We start from the raw sequence: 18,346 nt of genomic DNA, 5'->3' as shown, positions 1-18,346 counted from the left end.
TGGCCGGAGACGTCAAACGCCTATTATCGCCGCTGCTTGCGTCAGGGGGTGTCGCTGGCGGCAAATTCCACTGAAATTTGTTCCGCCACCTGCGCCAGCGCCGGTCCCAGGGCTGTCAGCAAGACGCGCGCCTGTTGCAGGTCGCCGCCCACGCGCAAGCCTTCGATCGACGTGCACAGGCCCGCAAAGGCATGGGCGCCCACGGCCAGCGCCGACGATTTGCTGCGGTGGCCCAGGTCGGCCAGGCGCCCCAGGTCTTCCAGTGCCATGGCCTGCTCCATTTCGGCGATGCCGTCGCGTGCCGTGTCGAGAAACAGCTGGGTGTATTTGCGCATCTTCACGACGTCATTGCTGAACGTGAGAGCCAGGGTGGCCAGGTCGAGGATGGCCGTGTCGCGCAATTCCGGCGCGGCGGCCGATGACGGCGCTGCCGGCGCCGCCGCCAGCCTGTCGCTTGCACGCATGCGGCCGATGTTGCCGATGCCGCCACGCAGACGGAACCATTTCGCCAGCAGGTGAAACAGCAGATTCGGGGCGATCGGCTTGGTCACGAATTCATCCATGCCCGCCTCCAGGCAGCGGGCGCGGTCTTCGCTGCCCGCGTTGGCCGTCATGGCGATCACCAGCAGGCCAGTGAGTTTCGGGTCGGCGCGGATGCGGCGCGTCGTCTCGAAGCCATCCATCTCCGGCATCTGCACGTCCATCAGCACGCAGTCGTAGCGCTGGCGGGCCAGCAATTCCAGCGCTTCGCGGCCATTGCCGGCGACGCAGACGGTGGCGCCGGCGTCTTCCAGCAATTCGCAGCCCACCTGCTGGCTGAAGACGTTATCTTCGACCAGCAGGATGGATGCGCCGCGTATCACGCCCAATACTTCCGGCTCGACTTCGGCGATGCGCTCGTCGGACGCCTGCGCGCTTTTCTCCAGCCGCGCCGTGAACCAGAAGGTGCTGCCCAGGCCCGGCTGGCTGTACACGCCCACCTTGCCGCCCATGAGCTCCACCAGCTGCTTGCTGATCACCAGTCCCAGGCCGCTGCCGCCATACTTGCGCGTGGTCGACGGGTCGGCCTGGTGGAAGGAACGGAACAGCTGCGCCACCTCTTCCTGGTTCATGCCGATGCCCCGGTCCTGCACTTCGAAGCGCAGCATGGCGTAGCTGCCGCGCTCCTCGGACTGGCGCACGCGCACGAAGATGCTGCCATTGTCGGAAAACTTGATGGCGTTGCTGGTCAGGTTCAGCAAGACCTGCTCCAGGCGCAGCGGGTCGCCGCGCCAGCGCTGCGGCAGCTCCGGCGCGATATCGAACTGCAGCGCCAGGCCCTTGACGGCGGCCGCGTCGCCCAGCTGGCTGGCGATGTTCGCCAGCAGGGTGTCGAGACGGAAGTCCAGCACTTCCAGTTCCAGCTTGCCCGCCTCGATCTTGGAAAAATCGAGGATATCGTTGATCAGGCCCAGCAAATGCTGGCCCGAATGATAGATTTTTTGCAGATAGTCGCGCTGGCGCGCGTCGGCCACGGATTTCAGCGCCAGGTGCGCCATGCCGATGATGCTGTTCATCGGCGTGCGGATTTCATGGCTCATGTTCGACAGGAAGTCGCTCTTGGCCTGGCTGGCCGCGTCGGCCTGCTCTTTCAGGCGGTGCAGTTCCGTCACGTCGGTGGACAGGCCGATCAGGCCCGTAACGGGACCGGGCAAGCCCAGCGGCACCTTCACGCTCCACAGGTGGTGCACCTGCCCTTGCGCATCGACGAAGCGCTCCTCGCCGACGAACTTGGCGCCGCTGTCGAACACCCGGCGCTCGGTCAGCTGCGCGGCGGCGGCCGCATCGCCGAGCATCAACTCGCCATCCTGGCGGCCGATCAGCTGCTCCACGGGACGGCCCAGGATGGTGGCCGTGCGCGCATTCACGTAGCGGTAGCGCAGGTCGGCATCCTTCATGTAGACGTAGGCATCGACGCTGTCGAGCACCGTATCGAGCAGGGTGCGCTGCGCCACCGCGTTGCGGCGCGAGCGGTACAAGGTAAAGATGTAGCCATAGATGAGCAGGGTGCCGGCCACGCCGACGCCCAGCGCCAGCCATGGAAAGTAGCGGTCGAAGGGGCTGTACAGCTCCGCCTTGCGCACGCGGAAATGGGCTTTCCACAGGCCCCCCTGGTAGGCGACGGGCAGCACCCGGTCGAAATAACCGGCATCGCCGCCCGGTTGCGGCGGCGCCGCCGCCAGGTCGCCGTCATCGTTGAACAGCAGGCGGTCCTGCGGCGTGATGGACAGGGCCCCGCTGGCCGGCAAAGGACCGGCCGCGCTGTACAGGGTCAGGTGCAGCGGTTCCAGGGCGCTGCGTTCGAGCGCGCTGTGCACCAGCCGCGCCACGCCAAAGCCGATGCCGACGGAACCCTGGTAGGCGGCGCGGCGCTCGGCCACGCTGCCCTGCGGCATGCCATTGCGGTACACGGGCAGGCGCATGCCCAGGCCCACGTGCGCGGGCGGCCCCTTGATCATGATCACCTGCCCCGACGCGCTCACCTGGCCGCTGTCGCGCGCCTGCGTCAGCGATTGCGCCACCAGCGGGTTGGCGCCGATATCGACGCCCATCCGTTCGGCCAGCAGGGAATCGGGTTCCAGGTAAGTGAGCACCGTGTATTCCGGCCGCTCCCCCGCAGGCCGGATGGTGAAGGCAGGATAGCCGCGCGGCGCCAGGCTGGTGTCTTTGCGCACGGACTCGATGAAGGCGGCGCGCTGCGCCGACGGCACGGCCGCCGCGTAGTTGACCGATTCGATGGCCGGGAACTGGCGCACGATATCGAGGCCGGCCACGTAATCGTGGAACTGGCGCCGCGTCAGGTGCTCGCTGGTGCGGAACAGGGCTTCGAGTCCCCGCAGCAGGTCGGAATAGCTTTTTACGCGCGTGATCAGGCTGTGCTGGGCACTATGCGTGAGATTGTCGAAACGCTGTTCGGCGTCGTCATTGACCGTGCGCGCCGCGCCCGCATACAAGGCGCCGCCCACCGCCAGGGCCAGCAGCAGGCCACCCGCCCATATCCTGATACCTGATCCCGCCCCGCCCTTGCTCAAAGTGTGCATTGTCGATCGCTTATTCCGGTTTCCTCGAATGGACGGCGCTGCGGCCGCCCAGCAAGTACGAGGATACTATCAAAGCTCATGCCCGACGCGCTTGTGGAAGAAAAAAAGCGCGTACGATGGTTGCACTGGAAACACCGGGTGCTCAAGCTTCCCGCAGTGCCCCGGCCAGCAAGGCGCCGGCGCCATGGTCATCCCAGGCATCGGCGCAGCGCACCACGTCGCCCACGACGATGATGCTGGGACTGCCCAGGCCGCTGGCCAGCAGAGCGTCCGGCAAGCGCTGCAAAGTGCTCAGCAACTGGCGCTGGGCGGCCAGGCTGGCCGATTGCACCACGGCCACGGGCGTGCCGGGCGCCATGCCGCCGGCCAGCAAGCCGGCCTGGATGGCGGCCACCCTGGCCACGCCCATGTAGATGACGAGCGTCAAGCCACTTTGCGCCAGGGCCGACCAGTTCGGCTCGGACGCGGCATCCTTGCCGTGGCCCGTGACGAAGATGGCGCCCTGGCTCCAGCCGCGGTGCGTGAGCGGCACGCCGATGGACGAAGGCGCGGCCAGGCCGCTGCTGATGCCGGGAATTACTTCGACGGGCACGCCATGGCTGCGCAGGTAGGCGCGCTCTTCGCCGCCCCGTCCGAACAGATACGGGTCGCCCCCCTTCAGGCGCACCACGTGCAGGCCCGCGCGCGCCTCGGCCAGCATCAGGCGCTCGATGAACGCTTGCGGCGTGGAAGCGCAGCCGCCCCGCTTGCCCACTTCGACCACGCGCACGCCGTGTGCCGCATGGGCGAGGATGGCCGGGTTGACGAGGTCGTCGATCAGCACCACGTCGGCCCGCGCGATGGCCTTCACGGCCTTGAGGGTCAGCAGGTCCGGGTCGCCGGGACCGGCGCCGACCAGGGTCACGCTACCACATTGCGCCATGATGAACTCTCCAATCAGAAAAAGTGGCCGATGGCAAACGATGCCGCGTACGCTTCCGGCGCGCTGCCGTCCCACACGACGCCGTCGCACAGGGTCGAGCTGCGCATCGGGGATTTGGGTACGGGCGTAGCCGTCATTTCCGCCGCCTGGCGGTACAGGTCGATGCGGTTGACCTGGCGCGCCACCGCCAGGTAATCGGGTTCGTCGCGCAGCAAGCCCCAGCGCCGGTGCTGGGTCATGAACCACATGCCGTCCGACAAATACGGGAAATTGACGGCGCCATCGCCGTAAAACTTCAAGCCGTGCGCTTCGTCCCAGGTCTTGCCCAGGCCATCCTGGTAATGGCCGAGGATGCGCGGCGCCAGGGTTTCCTGCGGCGTATGCAGATAAGCAGGCTCTGCCAGGGTGGCCGCCATGGCCAGCCGGTTGGTGTCGCTGGCGTCGATCCAGCGTCCCGCCTCGAGCACGGCGGCGATCAGGGCGCGGCAGCTGTTCGGATGCTGCTGCGCAAACGCGGCGCTGGTGCCCAGCACCTTGCCCGGATGGTGGGGCCAAATGGCGCCGCTGGTGGTGGCCGTCACGCCCACGCCATCGACGATAGCCTTGTAGCCCCACGGTTCGCCGGCGCAAAAGCCATCCATCTGGCCCGCGCGCAAGGCGGCCACCATTTGCGACGGCGGCACCGTCATCACGCGCGCGTCGCGCAGCGGATCGATACCGTGCGCGGCCAGCCAGTATTGCAGCAGCATCGCGTGGTTGCCGGTCGGGAAAGTATGCGCAAACGCAAATGGCCGCGCCGCGCCGCGCATGTGCCGCGCCAAGGTGGTGCCATCGTGGGCGCCCTCGCGCGCCAGCGCCGCCGACAAGGTCACGGCCTGGCCGCTGTGATTGAGGTTCATCAGCACGGCCATGTCGTGCTGTTGCCCGCCGATGCCCATCTGCACGCCATACACGAGACCGTACAGCACGTGGGCCGCGTCGAGTTCGCCGTTGTTCAATTTGTCGCGCACGCCGGCCCACGACATCTCCCGGCTCAGTTCAATCTTGATGCCGTATTTTTCGTCGAGGCCCAGCTTTGACGCCATCACCAGCGAGGCGCAATCGGTCAGCGGCAGGTAGCCGATGCGTATCGTCTGTTTTTCCGGATGCATGGAGCGCATCGCGTGGGCACTCGTGCCCGCTTGCTGTGTCATACCATTCCTTGCTGATAAGTACTGTTTTGCCGCGCCAACATGGGCAAGGCCATAGCCATCCAGCAGCAAGGACCGTGCCTGTGCATGCCCGGTCCCAGGCAGGTGAAAATGCACCGGAATGGTGCACTGCACCAGCATGTGTCAGGAAATGCGCGCTTCATCCCAGCAAGTCCTCCACGTCGAGGATGCGTTGGGCAATGTCCGCCAGTTTGAGTTTCTTGTTCATGGCCATGCTGCGCAAGCGCTGGTAAGCCTGGTCTTCCGTCAAGCCATGATGCGTCATCAACAGGCCCTTGGCCCGTTCGATCACCTTGCGCTCGAGCAGCTTGTGCCGCGTGTCGAGCAATTCGGCGCGCAGTTTTTCTTCCTGGCGAAAGCGCGCCAGGGCCACATTGAGCACGGGCAAGATGCGCTCGGCATGCAAGCCGGCCACGATATACGCGGATACGCCGGCCGCCATGGCCGCATCGATGCTGGCTGTGGCGCCGTCTTCGGTAAACAGGACGATGGGGCGGCGCTCGTCGCGCGTGGCGATGACGATGTGCTCGAGCACGTCGCGCGCGTCCGATTCGGCATCGATGATGATGAGGTCAGGCTGCAGTTGCGCGATTCGCTCGGGGAGGTAGAGGTCGGCTGGCAGCGAGGCGACGATGTCGAAGCCCGATTCCAGCAAGCCGATGCGCAAGGCATTGCCGCGCTGCACCTGGGCAGCCAAGGCCGCGTTCTCGTGCACGCCGTGCTCGACAATGGTGTTGACGACAACGATGCGCAAAGGCTGGGTACGGCTGGACGTCATGGGAACGATCTGCAATGGCTAAACACAACCATTGCAGTAAGCAAGAAGCGAACCAGCCGGGTTTACACGGTACTTTACTTCAGGGTCGGCATGGCAAACTCGGCGCCGGCCGCCGTCGATGCGGGCCAGCGTTGGGTCACGGCCTTCTGTTTCGTGTAGAAGCGTACGGATTCCGGGCCATGCGCGTGGTGGTCGCCGAACAGGCTACGCTTCCAGCCGCCGAAGCTGTGGAAGGCCATCGGCACGGGAATCGGCACGTTCACCCCGACCATCCCCACCTGCACCCTGTGCGTGTACTCGCGCGCCGTGTTGCCGTCGCGCGTGTAGATGGCCGTGCCATTACCGTACTCATGCGCGTTGACCAGGTCCAGCGCCGTCGTAAAGTCCGGCACGCGCACGATGCACAGCACGGGCCCGAAGATTTCTTCCTTGTAGATCGTCATGTCCGGCGTGACATGGTCGAACAGGCTGCCGCCGAGGAAGAACCCTTGCTCGTGGCCGGGCAGCACGAAACCGCGCCCGTCGGCCACCAGCTTGGCGCCCTCTTCCACACCGTTGGCGATGTAGCCGGCGATCTTGTCCTTGTGCACTTGCGTGACGACGGGGCCCATCTCGGCCGACAGATCCATGCCCTGCGTGATTTTCAGGGCGTTAATACGCGGCACCAAGGCTTCGACCAGCTGGTCCGCGACATTGCCCACCGCGACGACGACGGAAATGGCCATGCAGCGCTCGCCGGCCGAGCCAAACGCCGCGCCCATCAGCGCGTCGACCGTCTGCGGGATGTCCGCGTCGGGCATGACGACCATGTGATTCTTGGCGCCACCCAGGGCCTGCACGCGCTTGCCCTGCGCACAGCCAGTCGCATAGATATATTCGGCAATCGGCGTGGAACCGACGAAACTGACGGCACGCACGTCCGGGTGGTGCAATAACCCATCCACGGCTTCCTTGTCACCCTGCACCACATTGAAGACGCCATCGGGCAAGCCCGCGTCCGTCAACAGTTGCGCCAGCAGCAGGCTGGCCGACGGATCGCGCTCCGACGGTTTCAGCACGAACGTATTGCCGCAGGCAATCGCCATCGGGAACATCCACATGGGCACCATCACGGGAAAGTTGAATGGCGTGATGCCGACGCACACACCGAGCGCCTGGCGGATCGACCACGCATCGATGCCGCCGGCCACTTGCTCCGAATACTCTCCCTTCATCATTTGCGGGATGCCGCAGGCAAACTCCACCACTTCGATGCCGCGCGTCACTTCCCCTTTGGCATCCGTAAATACTTTGCCGTGCTCCGCCGTGATCAGGGCGGCCAGTTGGTCGGAGTGCTCTTCCAGCAATTCCTTGAACTTGAACATGACCCGGGCGCGACGCAGCGGCGAGGTTTGCGACCAGGCGGGAAACGCCGCGTGGGCTGCCGCCACGGCCGCGTTCAGTTCGGAAGGCGTGGCCAGCGCCACTTTCGCCGTCACGGCGCCGGTGGCGGGATTGAAGACGTCGCTCGTGCGCTCTGAACGCGAAGCCATCGGGTTGCCACCAATAAAGTGGCCAATCATCGGGGTTGTCATTGTCTTGTCCTAGGTTATTTCGTCATCAGCCAGTCATGGGCCGGGTCGTTCTTGAAATGCCAGACCCGCTTGGGGCCAGCCATCACGTTCAGGTAATAGCCGTCGTAGCCATACGGCACGGTCACGGGGTGGTAGCCCCTGGGCACCATTACCACGTCGTGGTTTTCCACGGCCATGGCTTCATCAATGGAACGGTCGTCTGTGTAGACCCGTTGGTAGGCAAAGCCCTGCTCGGGATTGAGGCGGTGGTAATACGTTTCTTCCAGTGAGCTTTCCAGCGGCACATTGTCGCTGTCGTGTTTATGCGGCGGATAGCTGGACGAGTGGCCGGACGGCGTGACCACCTCGACCACCAGCAAGCCATCGGCCTCGGCCGTCTGCGGCAGGATGTCGCACACATAGCGGGTATTCGCGCCCTTGCCGCGCACGGAGCGCGTCATGGTGGCGGGGTCGATCAGGCGCGCCGGACGGTGGGTCGTGGCGGGCGCGCTGCAAAGTCCGACCTCGGCATTGCTCACTGCCGCAATGTTGACCGTTGTATCCAGCGGGACATACACGGCATACGGCGAGCGGTCCTCGAAGACGCTTTGGCGGTGACCGATCTCGCGCCACTGCTGTTCACCGGCCTGTACGGTGACCGTACCCGTCAGCACGACGATGCACAGTTCGCGGCCGCCCGTCTCCAGTTGCAAGGACTCGCCCGCCTGAAGCCGGTGCGCGGCGAACCCGACATGCGTCCAGCCGGCCGATTCGGGCGTGACTTCAACGATCTTGCCGCCGGCCTTGTTCGCTTTGACCAATAGCGGGCTCATGCCGCCTCCCGGCCCAGGCGCGGAATGGCCTCGACGAGCTTGGCCAGGTAGTCATGGCCCATCTTCGCGTATTCGTAGCTGGGGGCCACGGCCGGATCCTGCTCCGCTTCCACCACGAGCCAGCCTTCGTAGCCGTGCAGATACAAGCGCGTGAGGATGGCCGGAAAGTCGATGCTGCCGTCGCCCGGCACGCTGAAGGCGCCATTGATCACGGCCTGCAAGAAACTCCAGTGGCCATTGCGCGCCAGCTTCACCACGTTGGGGCGCACGTCCTTGCAATGCACGTGGCAAATCCTGTCGATATGCTTGTTGAGCACCGCCAGCGCATCGCCGCCGGCAAACGTGATGTGGCCCGTGTCGAACAGCAAGCCGACTTCGGCCCCCGTCAAGGCCATCAACTGGTCCACGTCGGCCGGCGTTTCCACGTAGGCGCCCATGTGGTGGTGATACGCAAGGCGTACGCCATGCGCGAGCAAATGGGCGGCAAAGGCCGTCAATTTGTTGGCGTAGTCCTGCCATTGCTGCTGCGACTGGAAACGCGGGCGTTTATACAGCGGGCGCGCTTCGCCCTGGATCGCGTCGGCCACTTCGCCGTAGACCATGACGGTGGCGCCGCTGTCGGCCAGCAGCCGCAAATGCGACGCTACGGAAGCGATCTCTTCTTCGACCGACCGGTGCGCCAGCCGTCCTGAATACCAGCCGGAAACACAGGCGAGATTGTATTTGCCCAGCACCGCGTTCAGCGCTGGGGCATCCTTGGGAAACTTGTTGCCCAATTCAAAACCCACGTAGCCGATCTCGGCGCCCTCTTTCAACGCCGTTTCCAAAGGCGTTTCGCCGCCCAGGCTCGGTAAATCGTCGTTCATCCACGAGATCGGGTTGATGCCGATCTTCACATTCCATGTTGATGCATTCATTTTTGTTGTCCTTGGCGGTCAAGTTCATAACGGGCGCGCGCAGCTTGCACGGCTGGCTGCGTGGAGACCTCGGGCACGGCCACTTCCCACCAGCAACCACCGTCTTCGGTCGTGCGCGTGTCGTCCGTATCGATGCAAATCAAATAGGTGCGTGGCGCGGCGCGAGCGCGCAGCATGGCTTGCTCCAGTTCGGCAATCGACCCCACGTGTTCGGACAGCGCACCCAGCGATTGCGCATGCAGGGCAAAGTCGATGTGCGGTGCGCTGTCGGGCAACATATTGTTGAACGAAGGGTTGCCGCAGGCCTGCTGCAGGCGGTTGATGCAGCCATAACCGCGGTTGTCGAGCACGACGATGATAAGTTTTTTATCGAGCATGACGGAGGTGGCGATTTCCGAATTCATCATCAGATAGCTGCCGTCGCCCACCATGACGATGACCTCGGCATCGGGCTTGGCCATCTTGACGCCGAGGCCACCGGCGATCTCGTAACCCATGCACGAGTAGCCGTACTCCATGTGGTAGCCGCCCGGCGTCGACGTGCGCCACAGTTTATGCAGCTCGGCCGGCAAGGTGCCCGCCGCACAGACGACGATATCGTTGCTGGTCGAGTCCGCTGAAGAGCGTTGCACGGCGCCGATGACTTCGCCGTCGTACGGCAAGCCGGCCACGTCGCGCTTGCCGGTGATGCTTTTGACTGTCTCGCGCCACGCGTTCCCTGCCTGCTGTGCACGGTCCATCCACTGGCCCGCGCTATTCCAGCTGCCCAGCAGCCGCGACAGGCCTTGCAAGCCGAGTGTCGCGTCCGCCTGCAAGCCCAGGCCGCGGCGTTTCAGCGCATCAAAACTGTTAACGTTCAGGCTGACCAGTTGCGCCTGCGCAAACAGGGAGTTCGAACCCGTCGTGAAATCCTGCAGGCGCGTGCCGATGGCCAGCACCACGTCCGCGTCCGCCGCCAGGCTGTTGGCCGCAGGCGAGCCCGTCACGCCGATGGCGCCCAGCTGCAGCGGATGGTTCCATGGCAAAGAACTTTTACCGGCCTGGGTTTCCGCCACGGGAATGCCATGGCGCTCGGCAAACGCCTGCAAGGCGGCGCTGGCCTTGCCATACAGCACGCCGCCACCGGCGACGATCAGCGGCTGCTTCGCGTTTTTCAACAACGCTGCCGCCTCCTCCAGTTCCTGCTCGACAGGCGGCAAGGAGCGGAAACGCACGATGCGCGGCTCAAAGAAATCCACGGGATAGTCATACGCCATCGTCTGCACGTCTTGCGGCAAGGATAAAGTCACGGGACCGCAGGCGGCCGGGTCCGTCAAGGCGGCAATGGCGCGCGGCAAGGCCGTCAATAGCTGTTCCGGATAGACGATGCGGTCAAAGTAGCGCGACAGCGGCTTGAACGCATCGTTCACCGACACGCTGCCATCCGTGCCATCTTCCAGCTGCTGCAGCACGGGATCGGGCGCGCGCGAGACGAAGACGTCGCCGGGCAGCAAGAGCACGGGCAAGCGGTTCACGTGGGCCAGGGCGGCGGCCGTCAGCAAGTTGGTCGCGCCCGGGCCGATGGAACTGGTCACGGCCATCATGCGCCGGCGCATGTGGGCTTTCGCATAGGCAATGGCCGAGTGCGCCATCGCCTGTTCGTTATGGGCGCGGTAGGTCGGGAAGCTGTCGCGGTACTGGTACAGCGCCTCGCCCAGGCCCGCCACGTTGCCGTGGCCAAAGATGGCAAAGGCGCCGCCGAACAGAGGTTCGCCCCCCTCCACCCGCAAGGCGGCCAGGTAGCGCACCAGCGCTTGGGCCATGGTTAAACGAATCGTGCTCATGCTGCACGCTCCAGACGGTTGCGTGTACGCTGCCACAGGGAAATGAGCTGCTCGAAGTTGGCGCGCACGGCGGCGATCAGGCCGGCATCGTCGAGTTCGCCGGCCAGCCAGCGGCGGCTCGGTTCCTGGAAGATGGTGCGGCCCACCATGAAGCCGCGGCACGTCGTGCTGGCACTGGCTTGCTCAAAACTGGCGGCCAGGGCGGCGATCGGCGCGTTCAAACCCAGCAGGACGACGCCACGGCAGTACGGATCGCGCTCGTGCACGAGGACATCGATGGCTTGCCATTGCTGGGCTGACATGCTTTCCAGCTTCCACCATTCCGGGTAAATGCCCAGGTTGTACAAACGCTTGACGGCGCGCAGGACCGTGTCGTCACCGTGCGGCAAGGCTTCCGACGGTATGACTTCGAGCAACAGTTCGTGACCGCTCACTTGCGCCGCATCGTACAGGGCCTTGATTTGCGCTTCCTGTTCCAGCCGGTTTTCCACGGCATCGTCCGGGTGCAATTGCACCAGGCATTTGATCACGTGTTCCTTGGGCCAGCTGAGCAGGTGCGAGCCGATGGAACGGCCCCAGTCGAATTGCAGCGGGTTCGATCCCGGCAATTCCACGGGACGGCCTATCCACCAGCCGCGCCCGGTCGCATCGTTGAGCGCATCGACGCCATAGCGGCCATCGATCAGCACGCCCGTCTTGCCGGCCAGCTGCAAGGCCGTTTCCGTCTGCGCCACGGCTTGCACCATCAATTGCTTCAAGGCCGCAATGGCGGACTCGGGCGCGCCCGTCTGTTGCGCCAGCTCAAAGAATTGCGTACGGTGGTCAAAGGCAAACACGCACAGCTCGCTCCATTCCTTGCGCGCCACCGTCGTGCGGTGCAGGCGCGACAAGGTGGCGTCCTGATCCGGCTGCGTCAGCTTGGCCGCATTGGCGAGGAAATAGTCGAGCTCGACGGGTGACGGCATGGCCGGCGCGCAGCCGTGGCGCGACACGACGAGGGCGCCGCAGCCATTCGCGTAGCGGCAGCACGCTTCGTAATCCTCGCCGCGCAGCCAGCCTTTCAGGAAGCCCGACAGAAACGCGTCGCCCGCGCCCAGTACATTGAGCACTTCCACGCGCACGCCACGGTAGTTATATGCATCATCGAGGCTGCGCGGCACCACATTGTCGATGACGGCGCTGCCCAAAGGGCCCCGCTTGACAACGAGGGTGGCCAGGGTGGCGGCCCTCACGGCGCGCAAGCTGGCCATGATATCCGCGCCGCCGCCGGCGATCATAAATTCCTCTTCCGTGCCGACGATCAAGTCGAATTGCGGCAGGATGCTTTGCAGATGTTTGGTCACGCCTTCGTTCGAAACGAAACGCGTTTCGCCATCGGCCTTGCCCGACAGACCCCACAGCACGGGCCGGTAATCGATGTCGAGCACGGTACGCACCTTGTTGGCGCGGGCCAATGTGAGCGCCTGCGTGCTGACGGCGTGCATGGCAGCCGTGGAGAAATGCGTGCCGGTGATCAACAGCGCTTTGCTCGACGCAATGAAAGCCGCATCCACCGACGATGCATCGATGGCCATGTCGGCGCAATTTTCACGATAGAAAATCAGGGGAAAGGTGTTCTTGTCCTTGATGCCCAGCATGACGAGGGCCGTGAGGCGGTCGCGGTCGATGCCCACGTGGCTGACGTCGCAGCCCTCTTTCGACAGGGTGTCGGTGAGGAAACGGCCCATGTGGTCGTCGCCCACCTTCGACAGCATGGCGGACTTCAAGCCCAGCCGAGCCGTGCCGAAGGCGATGTTCGCCGACGAGCCGCCCAGGTACTTGGCGAAGCTCGTCGCGTCTTCCAGCGTGCTGCCGATCTGCTGCGCGTACAGGTCCACGGCCAGGCGGCCCAGGCAGATCACGTCCAGCGCCCGGCCCTGGGCAAATTGTGTGGAATTATTCATGGCTATCCTTAAATCGTGACACCGTCGAGTTCACTCATCAGCGTTTGCATTTCCGCGCCGCCCGCCATCATGTCCAGCAAGGCATCCTTGCTCACCGTATCCTTGGTGAAAGTACCCAGCGACTTGCCACGGTTCAACAACGTGAACGAGTCGCCGACCGGATACGCATGGTGCACATTATGCGTAATAAAGATCACGGAAATGCCCCGCTCGCGCGCCTTGTAAATCAGTTTCAACACATTGAACGACTGTTTTACGCCCAGGGCTGCCGTCGGCTCGTCGAGGATCAGCACCCTGGCGCCGAAGTGGATGGCGCGGGCGATGGCCAGGCACTGCTTTTCGCCGCCGGACATGGTGCCGATGGCCTGGTGCGGGTCGCGCACCATGATGCCCATCTCGGCCAGCTTGTCGCGCGCCGTCTCGGCCGCATAGTCGATATCCATCACGGGCACCAGTCCCAGCAGCTTTTTCATCGGCTCGCGCCCCATGAAGAAATTGCGCGCCACGGACAGCAGCGGCACCAGCGCCAGATCCTGGTAGACGGTGGCCACGCCCATGTCCAGCGCTTCGCTGGGCGAATTGAAGACGACGGGCTTGCCATCGACCAGGTATTGGCCGTCGGTGGGCTTGTGCACGCCGGCCAGGGTCTTGATCAACGTCGACTTGCCGGCGCCGTTGTCGCCCAGCAAACAGTGGACTTCGCCTTCCTTCAGCCGCATGGTGATGTTTTGCAGGGCCAGCACGGAGCCGAAGCGCTTGCTGACATTTTCCAGGGCAAGAATATGCTCGCTCATGATTTATCTCGCTTCCGTGACGCGTGAGCGTACAAAGTTATTGAACAGCACCGCGATCAGCAGCATCACGCCGAGGAACACGCGGAACCAGTCCGAATTGATGTTGGTATAAGTGATGCCGATCTGCACCACACCGAAGATCAGCGCGCCGAAGCAGGCGCCGACGACGGAACCGTAGCCGCCCGTCAGCAAGGCGCCGCCGATGACGGCCGCGATGATGGCTTCGAATTCCTTTTGCATGCCGCGGTCGGCGGCGGCCGACCCCACGTCGCATACTTGCAAGGTGGCAAACAGGCAGGCGCAGAAGGCCGTGAAGACGAACAGCGAAATTTTCACTTTACGCACCGGCACGCCTACATTCTTGGCCGCGTTGGCGTCGCCGCCCACGGCGAACATCCAGTTGCCGAAGCGGGTACGCGACAACACGAACGCGGCACCGGCAGCCAGCACCAGCCACCAGGCGATGACTTTCGGAATGCCTTTCACCAGCGGCGAGCCGTCGTCGAGCACGGCGATCCAGCCATGCGCGCCCATCCACTGGAACAGGCCAGTGGCCACATTGCCGTGGAACAGCAGGCTGGCCAGCCAGTCCTGCGCCGCCAGGTCGCCCACGCCGCTGACGATGGTGCGGTTGGCGAACATGATCGACAGGGCCAGGGTCAGGCCGCGCAGGATGAACAGGAATGCCAGGGTAACGATGAACGATGGCAGGCGCGTCTTGATGACGATGTAGCCGTTGAGCCAGCCCAGCGCCATGGAACCGGCGAAGGCGAAAATAATGGCGGCCCACAGTGGCCAGTGGAAATAGATGGTCGGGATGGCGATCATCATGCCGGCAAAGCCGATCATGGAGCCGATCGACAGGTCGAATTCACCGGCGATCATCAGCAGGCAGGCACCGATGGCGATGATGCCCAGGTAGGACGCCACTTGCATCCAGTTGACGACGCCATCGAGGTTGAACATGCCGGAGTCGCCGGCCGTGATGACGAAGAAGGCAAACACGAGCACCGCGCCGGAAATCGAGGCGAACTCGGGGCGGCCAAAAAACCGTTTGACCCAGCTGGTCGTGCCCACGCGCTCGTCGGCGGCGGCAACTGGCTTGCTGGCGGCGCCGGGAGGCGGAGGAGGATTCATGCCGGGGCTAGCCAGGCTGGTTTTGAGCGCAGTCATACGATGTCCTTTCAGTGATACTTGTTACCAATTTCAATTACTTTCCTGCCAGCATCGCTGGCGCCAGGCGTGTTCCTCCCATGCGCCGCCCGCGGGAAGCGGTGCGGCGCTGGGCAAACCCGGGGGCGACTGTGTGGATTAGCGGTATTGGCCCGCGTATTTTTCGACCTTGGAAATGTTTTCCTTGGTCACGAAACCGGGGCCGGAGCTGATGTGGCGTGGGCCGTAGATCGGGGTCAGGCCGTATTCCGCCAGGCGCGCCTGGTATTTCGGATTGGCGATCAGGATTTCCTTGACCTTGGCCAGGTCAGTGATCTTTTGCTGTTTCATGATGGCCATCACGGCGACAGGAATGTAGCCTTGCAGGTAGGGCTGCTGGTCGATGGCGAACTGGATGCTGCCATCCTTGATGCCCTTGGCGATTTCTTCCGACAAGTCGAAGCTGGCGAAGTACATCTTGCCTTTCAAGCCCAGCTTCTCGACGGCGCGCATGGCGGCCGGCGCCGAATCCGGTCCCAGCGCCAGCACGGCCTGGGTCTTCGGATTGCTGCGCAGATAAGCGCTGACCTTGCTTTCGATGACGCCAGGGTCGACGCCATTGGTGTCGAGCGTGGACGATTTGAAGTCGACGCCGAGCGCATCGGCAAAACCGCGGCAGCGTTCGAACGACGACGCATTCATCGCATAGTGATTCACGCACACGAACGACTTGATGCCCGCTTCCTTGGCGCGCTTGCCGGCGCCCAGGCCCGCGTCATATTCGGGCTGGCCCACGTGCATGATGGCTTTCAACTGTTCGCTTTGCGCGATGGTGCCCGAATTGATGGTCACGAGCATGATTTTCTTGGCCACTACCGTACCCAGCGGTTTTTGCAGCACGCTGAAGTCGGCGATGTCGGCGATCAAGCCATCATAGTTGCGCGCGGCCGACTGCTCGATCAGGCGCGCCATGTCGGCCAGGTCGCCATTCGGCGGATTGCGGTAGTCGACGGACACGTTGAAGTCTTCACCGGCTTGCTTGATGGCGTTCTTGATGGTGTTCCACCAGGAATCGGAGTCCGGCGCGTGGCTGACCATGACGAATTTCTCGCCGGCAGCATGGCTGGCGCCCGTGCTCAAACCCAGGCTCAGGCCCAGGCTGGCGATGGCCAGGCACTTCATCAAACCCTTGCTTTTATTGCTATGCATGAATGTCTCCTAGACGGATTAATTTTTATAGTTGCGAGCTTTTATGAAGGGTGTCAACGGCCTGGCCTTGCGGCACACGAACCGATGCACTGCGCACAGCTTAGGCCACAAAAAAGACAAATGCAATAAAATTTTCAAAATAAATTTAAATAGAAATTCGTTTCTATTTTTAAGATTCCCTCCTATAATTCTCGCCAGAACCAGCCGCACGGAGACAGCGGCCCAGCAAGTACACCAAGGAAAAAATCATGGCAGCCACCGCCCCCATCGAACAACTGATGCAGCACATTGCCGCCGAGTACGACAACCTGTCGCGCCAGTTGAAAGTCATCGCCCAGTACATTGAAAAGCACCGGGCCAGCCTGATGCTCGAACGCATCAGCGACATCGCCGCCGCCTGCGACGTGCAGCCGTCCGCCATCGTGCGTTTCGCGCAGCGCTTCGGCTACACGGGCTTTTCCGAAATGCAGGACGTGTTCCGCCAGGCTTATACGGACCAGGCCGGCGCCACGCCCGACTACCAGCAGCGCATCCGCAAGCTGATCTCCACGCGCGACGCCGCCCTGAGCGCAGGCGACCTGACGCGCGAATTCGTCGGCGCCAGCCGCGCCGGTCTCGACGACCTGGCGGCAGGACTCGACGACGCCCAACTGGAAGCGGCCGTCAACCTGCTGCTGAAAGCGGAAAATATCTATGTGATCGGCGTGCGCCGGTCCTTTCCGATCGCCTCCTACATCGCCTATGCGCTCGAACACACGGACAAGCGCGTGCACCTGATTAGCGGACTGGGCGGCATGCACCGCGAACAGATGCGCAGCGTGCGCGAACGCGATGTGGCGATCGCCATCAGTTTCTCGCCTTACGGCAAGGAAACCCAGCAGTGCATCAAGGCGGCGCAAGACAAGGGCGCCAAGGTCCTCGTGATTACCGACAGCAAGCTGGCCCCGCTCGCGCGGGCCGCCGACGCGCTGCTCACCGTCACCGAGGGCAGCGCCTTCGCCTTCCGCTCGCTGACCAGCACCATCTGCCTGTGCCAGGCGCTGTTCATCGCGCTGGCCTACAAATTAGAGCTCGACATCGAAGAAATCCACACCCCAGGAGAACATGATGATTGAAGTAGCGTTGTTCGGCGCCGGACGCATCGGCAAAATCCACGCAGCCAACCTGGCTGCCCAACCCGGCGTGCAGTTCAAGTACGTGGTCGACGTCAACCAGGAAGCGGCCGCAGCGCTGGCGGGCCTGCATGGCGGCAGCAGCGCGACTGTCGAGGCGGCACTGGCCGACCCGGCCATCAAGGCCGTCGTCATTGCCTCGAGCACGGACACGCACGCGGACCTGATCCTGCGCTCGGCCGCCGCCGGCAAGGCCATCTTTTGCGAAAAACCCGTCGACCTGACCATCGACCGGGCGCGCGCCTGCGCCGCCGCCGTCAAGGAAGCCAAGGTGCTGTGCATGCTGGGTTTCCAGCGCCGCTACGATCCCACTTTCAATGCCGTCAAGACACGCATTGAAGCGGGCGAGATCGGCACGCCGGAGTTACTCATCGTCACCAGCCGCGACCCGGGTCCGCCACCGGTCAGCTACATCAAGGTCTCGGGCGGCATCTTCAAGGATATGCTGATCCACGATTTCGACATCTTCCGCTGGATACTCGACGATGAAGCCGTCAGCGTGCACGCCACGGGCAGCTGCCTCGTCGATCCGGCCATCGGCGAAGCGGGCGACCTGGACACGGCCGTCGTCACCATCCGCACGGCCAAGGGACGCTTGTGCCAGATCAATGCCTCGCGCCGCGCCGCCTACGGCTATGACCAGCGTTTTGAGGTGCTGGGCAGCGCCGGCATGCTGCAGGCGGGCAACCACAAGCCGACGGAAGTGACGGCCTATGGTTCGGTGAACGTCAGCGTCGACAGGCCGGAAGATTTCTTCCTGGAACGTTATCGCGTGGCCTACGCGCAGGAAATGGCGCACTTCTTTGATGCCCTCACCCACGGCACGCCGCTGCGCACGACCGTCCACGATGGCTTGAAGGCGCTGGAACTGGCCGAGGCGGCCACCCTGTCGTGGCGCGAGGGTCGTGTCGTGACCCTGGCGTCGTAACTTTATAAACAACAATAAAAAATCTGGAGAC

General features: G+C 63.7%; 14 protein-coding genes. 2 read left to right on the top strand and 12 right to left on the bottom strand.

Annotation, left to right across the window (positions count from 1 at the left end; genetic code table 11):
• Positions 1-41 precede the first annotated feature (41 nt).
• The 12 genes from OPV09_RS12635 to OPV09_RS12580 all read right to left on the bottom strand — a co-directional run bounded on the left by OPV09_RS12635 (position 42) and on the right by OPV09_RS12580 (position 16,215).
• Positions 42-3,080: a CHASE domain-containing protein gene (locus OPV09_RS12635; protein ID WP_338681972.1), complete on the bottom strand. Its 3,039-nt coding sequence runs from the start codon at positions 3,078-3,080 to the stop codon at positions 42-44.
• A 142-nt stretch (positions 3,081-3,222) separates the two neighbouring features.
• On the bottom strand, positions 3,223-4,002 hold the full coding sequence (gene cobA, locus OPV09_RS12630; RefSeq protein ID WP_338681970.1) for a uroporphyrinogen-III C-methyltransferase: 780 nt from the start codon (positions 4,000-4,002) through the stop codon (positions 3,223-3,225).
• Positions 4,003-4,016: 14 nt separating this feature from the next.
• Positions 4,017-5,195: a CmpA/NrtA family ABC transporter substrate-binding protein gene (locus OPV09_RS12625; protein ID WP_338681968.1), complete on the bottom strand. Its 1,179-nt coding sequence runs from the start codon at positions 5,193-5,195 to the stop codon at positions 4,017-4,019.
• Between the two features lie 157 nt (positions 5,196-5,352).
• Entirely contained in the window at positions 5,353-5,991 is a 639-nt protein-coding gene (locus OPV09_RS12620; protein ID WP_070303064.1) for an ANTAR domain-containing response regulator, read from the bottom strand.
• Between the two features lie 74 nt (positions 5,992-6,065).
• Positions 6,066-7,565 (bottom strand): CoA-acylating methylmalonate-semialdehyde dehydrogenase, encoded by a 1,500-nt coding sequence (locus tag OPV09_RS12615; protein WP_338681967.1) that lies wholly within the window; start codon positions 7,563-7,565, stop codon positions 6,066-6,068.
• Positions 7,566-7,579: 14 nt separating this feature from the next.
• Entirely contained in the window at positions 7,580-8,377 is a 798-nt protein-coding gene (iolB, locus tag OPV09_RS12610) for a 5-deoxy-glucuronate isomerase (protein WP_338681965.1), read from the bottom strand.
• The gene (gene iolE, locus OPV09_RS12605; protein WP_338681963.1) at positions 8,374-9,294 is read right to left on the bottom strand and encodes a myo-inosose-2 dehydratase; all 921 of its coding nucleotides are present in this window, start codon (positions 9,292-9,294) and stop codon (positions 8,374-8,376) included. Before iolE ends, iolB begins: the two co-directional genes overlap by 4 nt.
• Entirely contained in the window at positions 9,291-11,153 is a 1,863-nt protein-coding gene (gene iolD / locus OPV09_RS12600; protein WP_425324046.1) for a 3D-(3,5/4)-trihydroxycyclohexane-1,2-dione acylhydrolase (decyclizing), read from the bottom strand. Before iolD ends, iolE begins: the two co-directional genes overlap by 4 nt.
• The gene (locus OPV09_RS12595) at positions 11,114-13,060 is read right to left on the bottom strand and encodes a bifunctional 5-dehydro-2-deoxygluconokinase/5-dehydro-2-deoxyphosphogluconate aldolase (RefSeq protein ID WP_338681959.1); all 1,947 of its coding nucleotides are present in this window, start codon (positions 13,058-13,060) and stop codon (positions 11,114-11,116) included. The genes iolD and OPV09_RS12595 overlap by 40 nt, the downstream gene beginning before the upstream one ends.
• Positions 13,061-13,068: 8 nt before the next feature.
• Positions 13,069-13,854 (bottom strand): ATP-binding cassette domain-containing protein, encoded by a 786-nt coding sequence (locus tag OPV09_RS12590; protein ID WP_034757661.1) that lies wholly within the window; start codon positions 13,852-13,854, stop codon positions 13,069-13,071.
• Positions 13,855-13,857: 3 nt separating this feature from the next.
• Positions 13,858-14,991 carry an ABC transporter permease gene (locus OPV09_RS12585; protein WP_051991939.1) on the bottom strand — a complete coding sequence of 378 codons (1,134 nt, stop codon included), beginning with the start codon at positions 14,989-14,991 and terminating at the stop codon, positions 13,858-13,860.
• Between the two features lie 174 nt (positions 14,992-15,165).
• Complete coding sequence (locus OPV09_RS12580; RefSeq protein WP_034757655.1) at positions 15,166-16,215, bottom strand: sugar ABC transporter substrate-binding protein; 1,050 nt, start codon at positions 16,213-16,215, stop codon at positions 15,166-15,168.
• Positions 16,216-16,463: 248 nt separating this feature from the next.
• Here OPV09_RS12580 and OPV09_RS12575 point away from each other — a divergent pair, with 248 nt between their 5' ends.
• Positions 16,464-17,330 (top strand): MurR/RpiR family transcriptional regulator, encoded by an 867-nt coding sequence (locus OPV09_RS12575; protein WP_034757651.1) that lies wholly within the window; start codon positions 16,464-16,466, stop codon positions 17,328-17,330.
• Positions 17,323-18,315, top strand: coding sequence for an inositol 2-dehydrogenase (iolG, locus tag OPV09_RS12570; RefSeq protein ID WP_338682290.1), 993 nt, complete (start codon positions 17,323-17,325; stop codon positions 18,313-18,315). The genes OPV09_RS12575 and iolG overlap by 8 nt, the downstream gene beginning before the upstream one ends.
• Positions 18,316-18,346: the final 31 nt, after the last annotated feature.

The sequence above is a fragment of the Janthinobacterium sp. TB1-E2 genome (assembly GCF_036885605.1).
Classification (GTDB): Bacteria; Pseudomonadota; Gammaproteobacteria; order Burkholderiales; family Burkholderiaceae_D; genus Janthinobacterium; species Janthinobacterium aestuarii.
This window is presented reverse-complemented; position numbering and strand designations above follow the sequence as displayed.

What these genes read in the sequence shown, in the direction of transcription:
- OPV09_RS12635 (WP_338681972.1), bottom strand. Translation starts at nt 3,080, where the DNA reads ATGCACACTTTGAGCAAGGGCGGGGCGGGATCAGGTATCAGGATATGG.
- cobA (WP_338681970.1), bottom strand. Translation starts at nt 4,002, where the DNA reads ATGGCGCAATGTGGTAGCGTGACCCTGGTCGGCGCCGGTCCCGGCGAC.
- OPV09_RS12625 (WP_338681968.1), bottom strand. Translation starts at nt 5,195, where the DNA reads ATGACACAGCAAGCGGGCACGAGTGCCCACGCGATGCGCTCCATGCAT.
- OPV09_RS12620 (WP_070303064.1), bottom strand. Translation starts at nt 5,991, where the DNA reads ATGACGTCCAGCCGTACCCAGCCTTTGCGCATCGTTGTCGTCAACACC.
- OPV09_RS12615 (WP_338681967.1), bottom strand. Translation starts at nt 7,565, where the DNA reads ATGACAACCCCGATGATTGGCCACTTTATTGGTGGCAACCCGATGGCT.
- iolB (WP_338681965.1), bottom strand. Translation starts at nt 8,377, where the DNA reads ATGAGCCCGCTATTGGTCAAAGCGAACAAGGCCGGCGGCAAGATCGTT.
- iolE (WP_338681963.1), bottom strand. Translation starts at nt 9,294, where the DNA reads ATGAATGCATCAACATGGAATGTGAAGATCGGCATCAACCCGATCTCG.
- OPV09_RS12595 (WP_338681959.1), bottom strand. Translation starts at nt 13,060, where the DNA reads ATGAATAATTCCACACAATTTGCCCAGGGCCGGGCGCTGGACGTGATC.
- OPV09_RS12590 (WP_034757661.1), bottom strand. Translation starts at nt 13,854, where the DNA reads ATGAGCGAGCATATTCTTGCCCTGGAAAATGTCAGCAAGCGCTTCGGC.
- OPV09_RS12585 (WP_051991939.1), bottom strand. Translation starts at nt 14,991, where the DNA reads ATGAATCCTCCTCCGCCTCCCGGCGCCGCCAGCAAGCCAGTTGCCGCC.
- OPV09_RS12580 (WP_034757655.1), bottom strand. Translation starts at nt 16,215, where the DNA reads ATGCATAGCAATAAAAGCAAGGGTTTGATGAAGTGCCTGGCCATCGCC.
- OPV09_RS12575 (WP_034757651.1), top strand. Translation starts at nt 16,464, where the DNA reads ATGGCAGCCACCGCCCCCATCGAACAACTGATGCAGCACATTGCCGCC.
- iolG (WP_338682290.1), top strand. Translation starts at nt 17,323, where the DNA reads ATGATTGAAGTAGCGTTGTTCGGCGCCGGACGCATCGGCAAAATCCAC.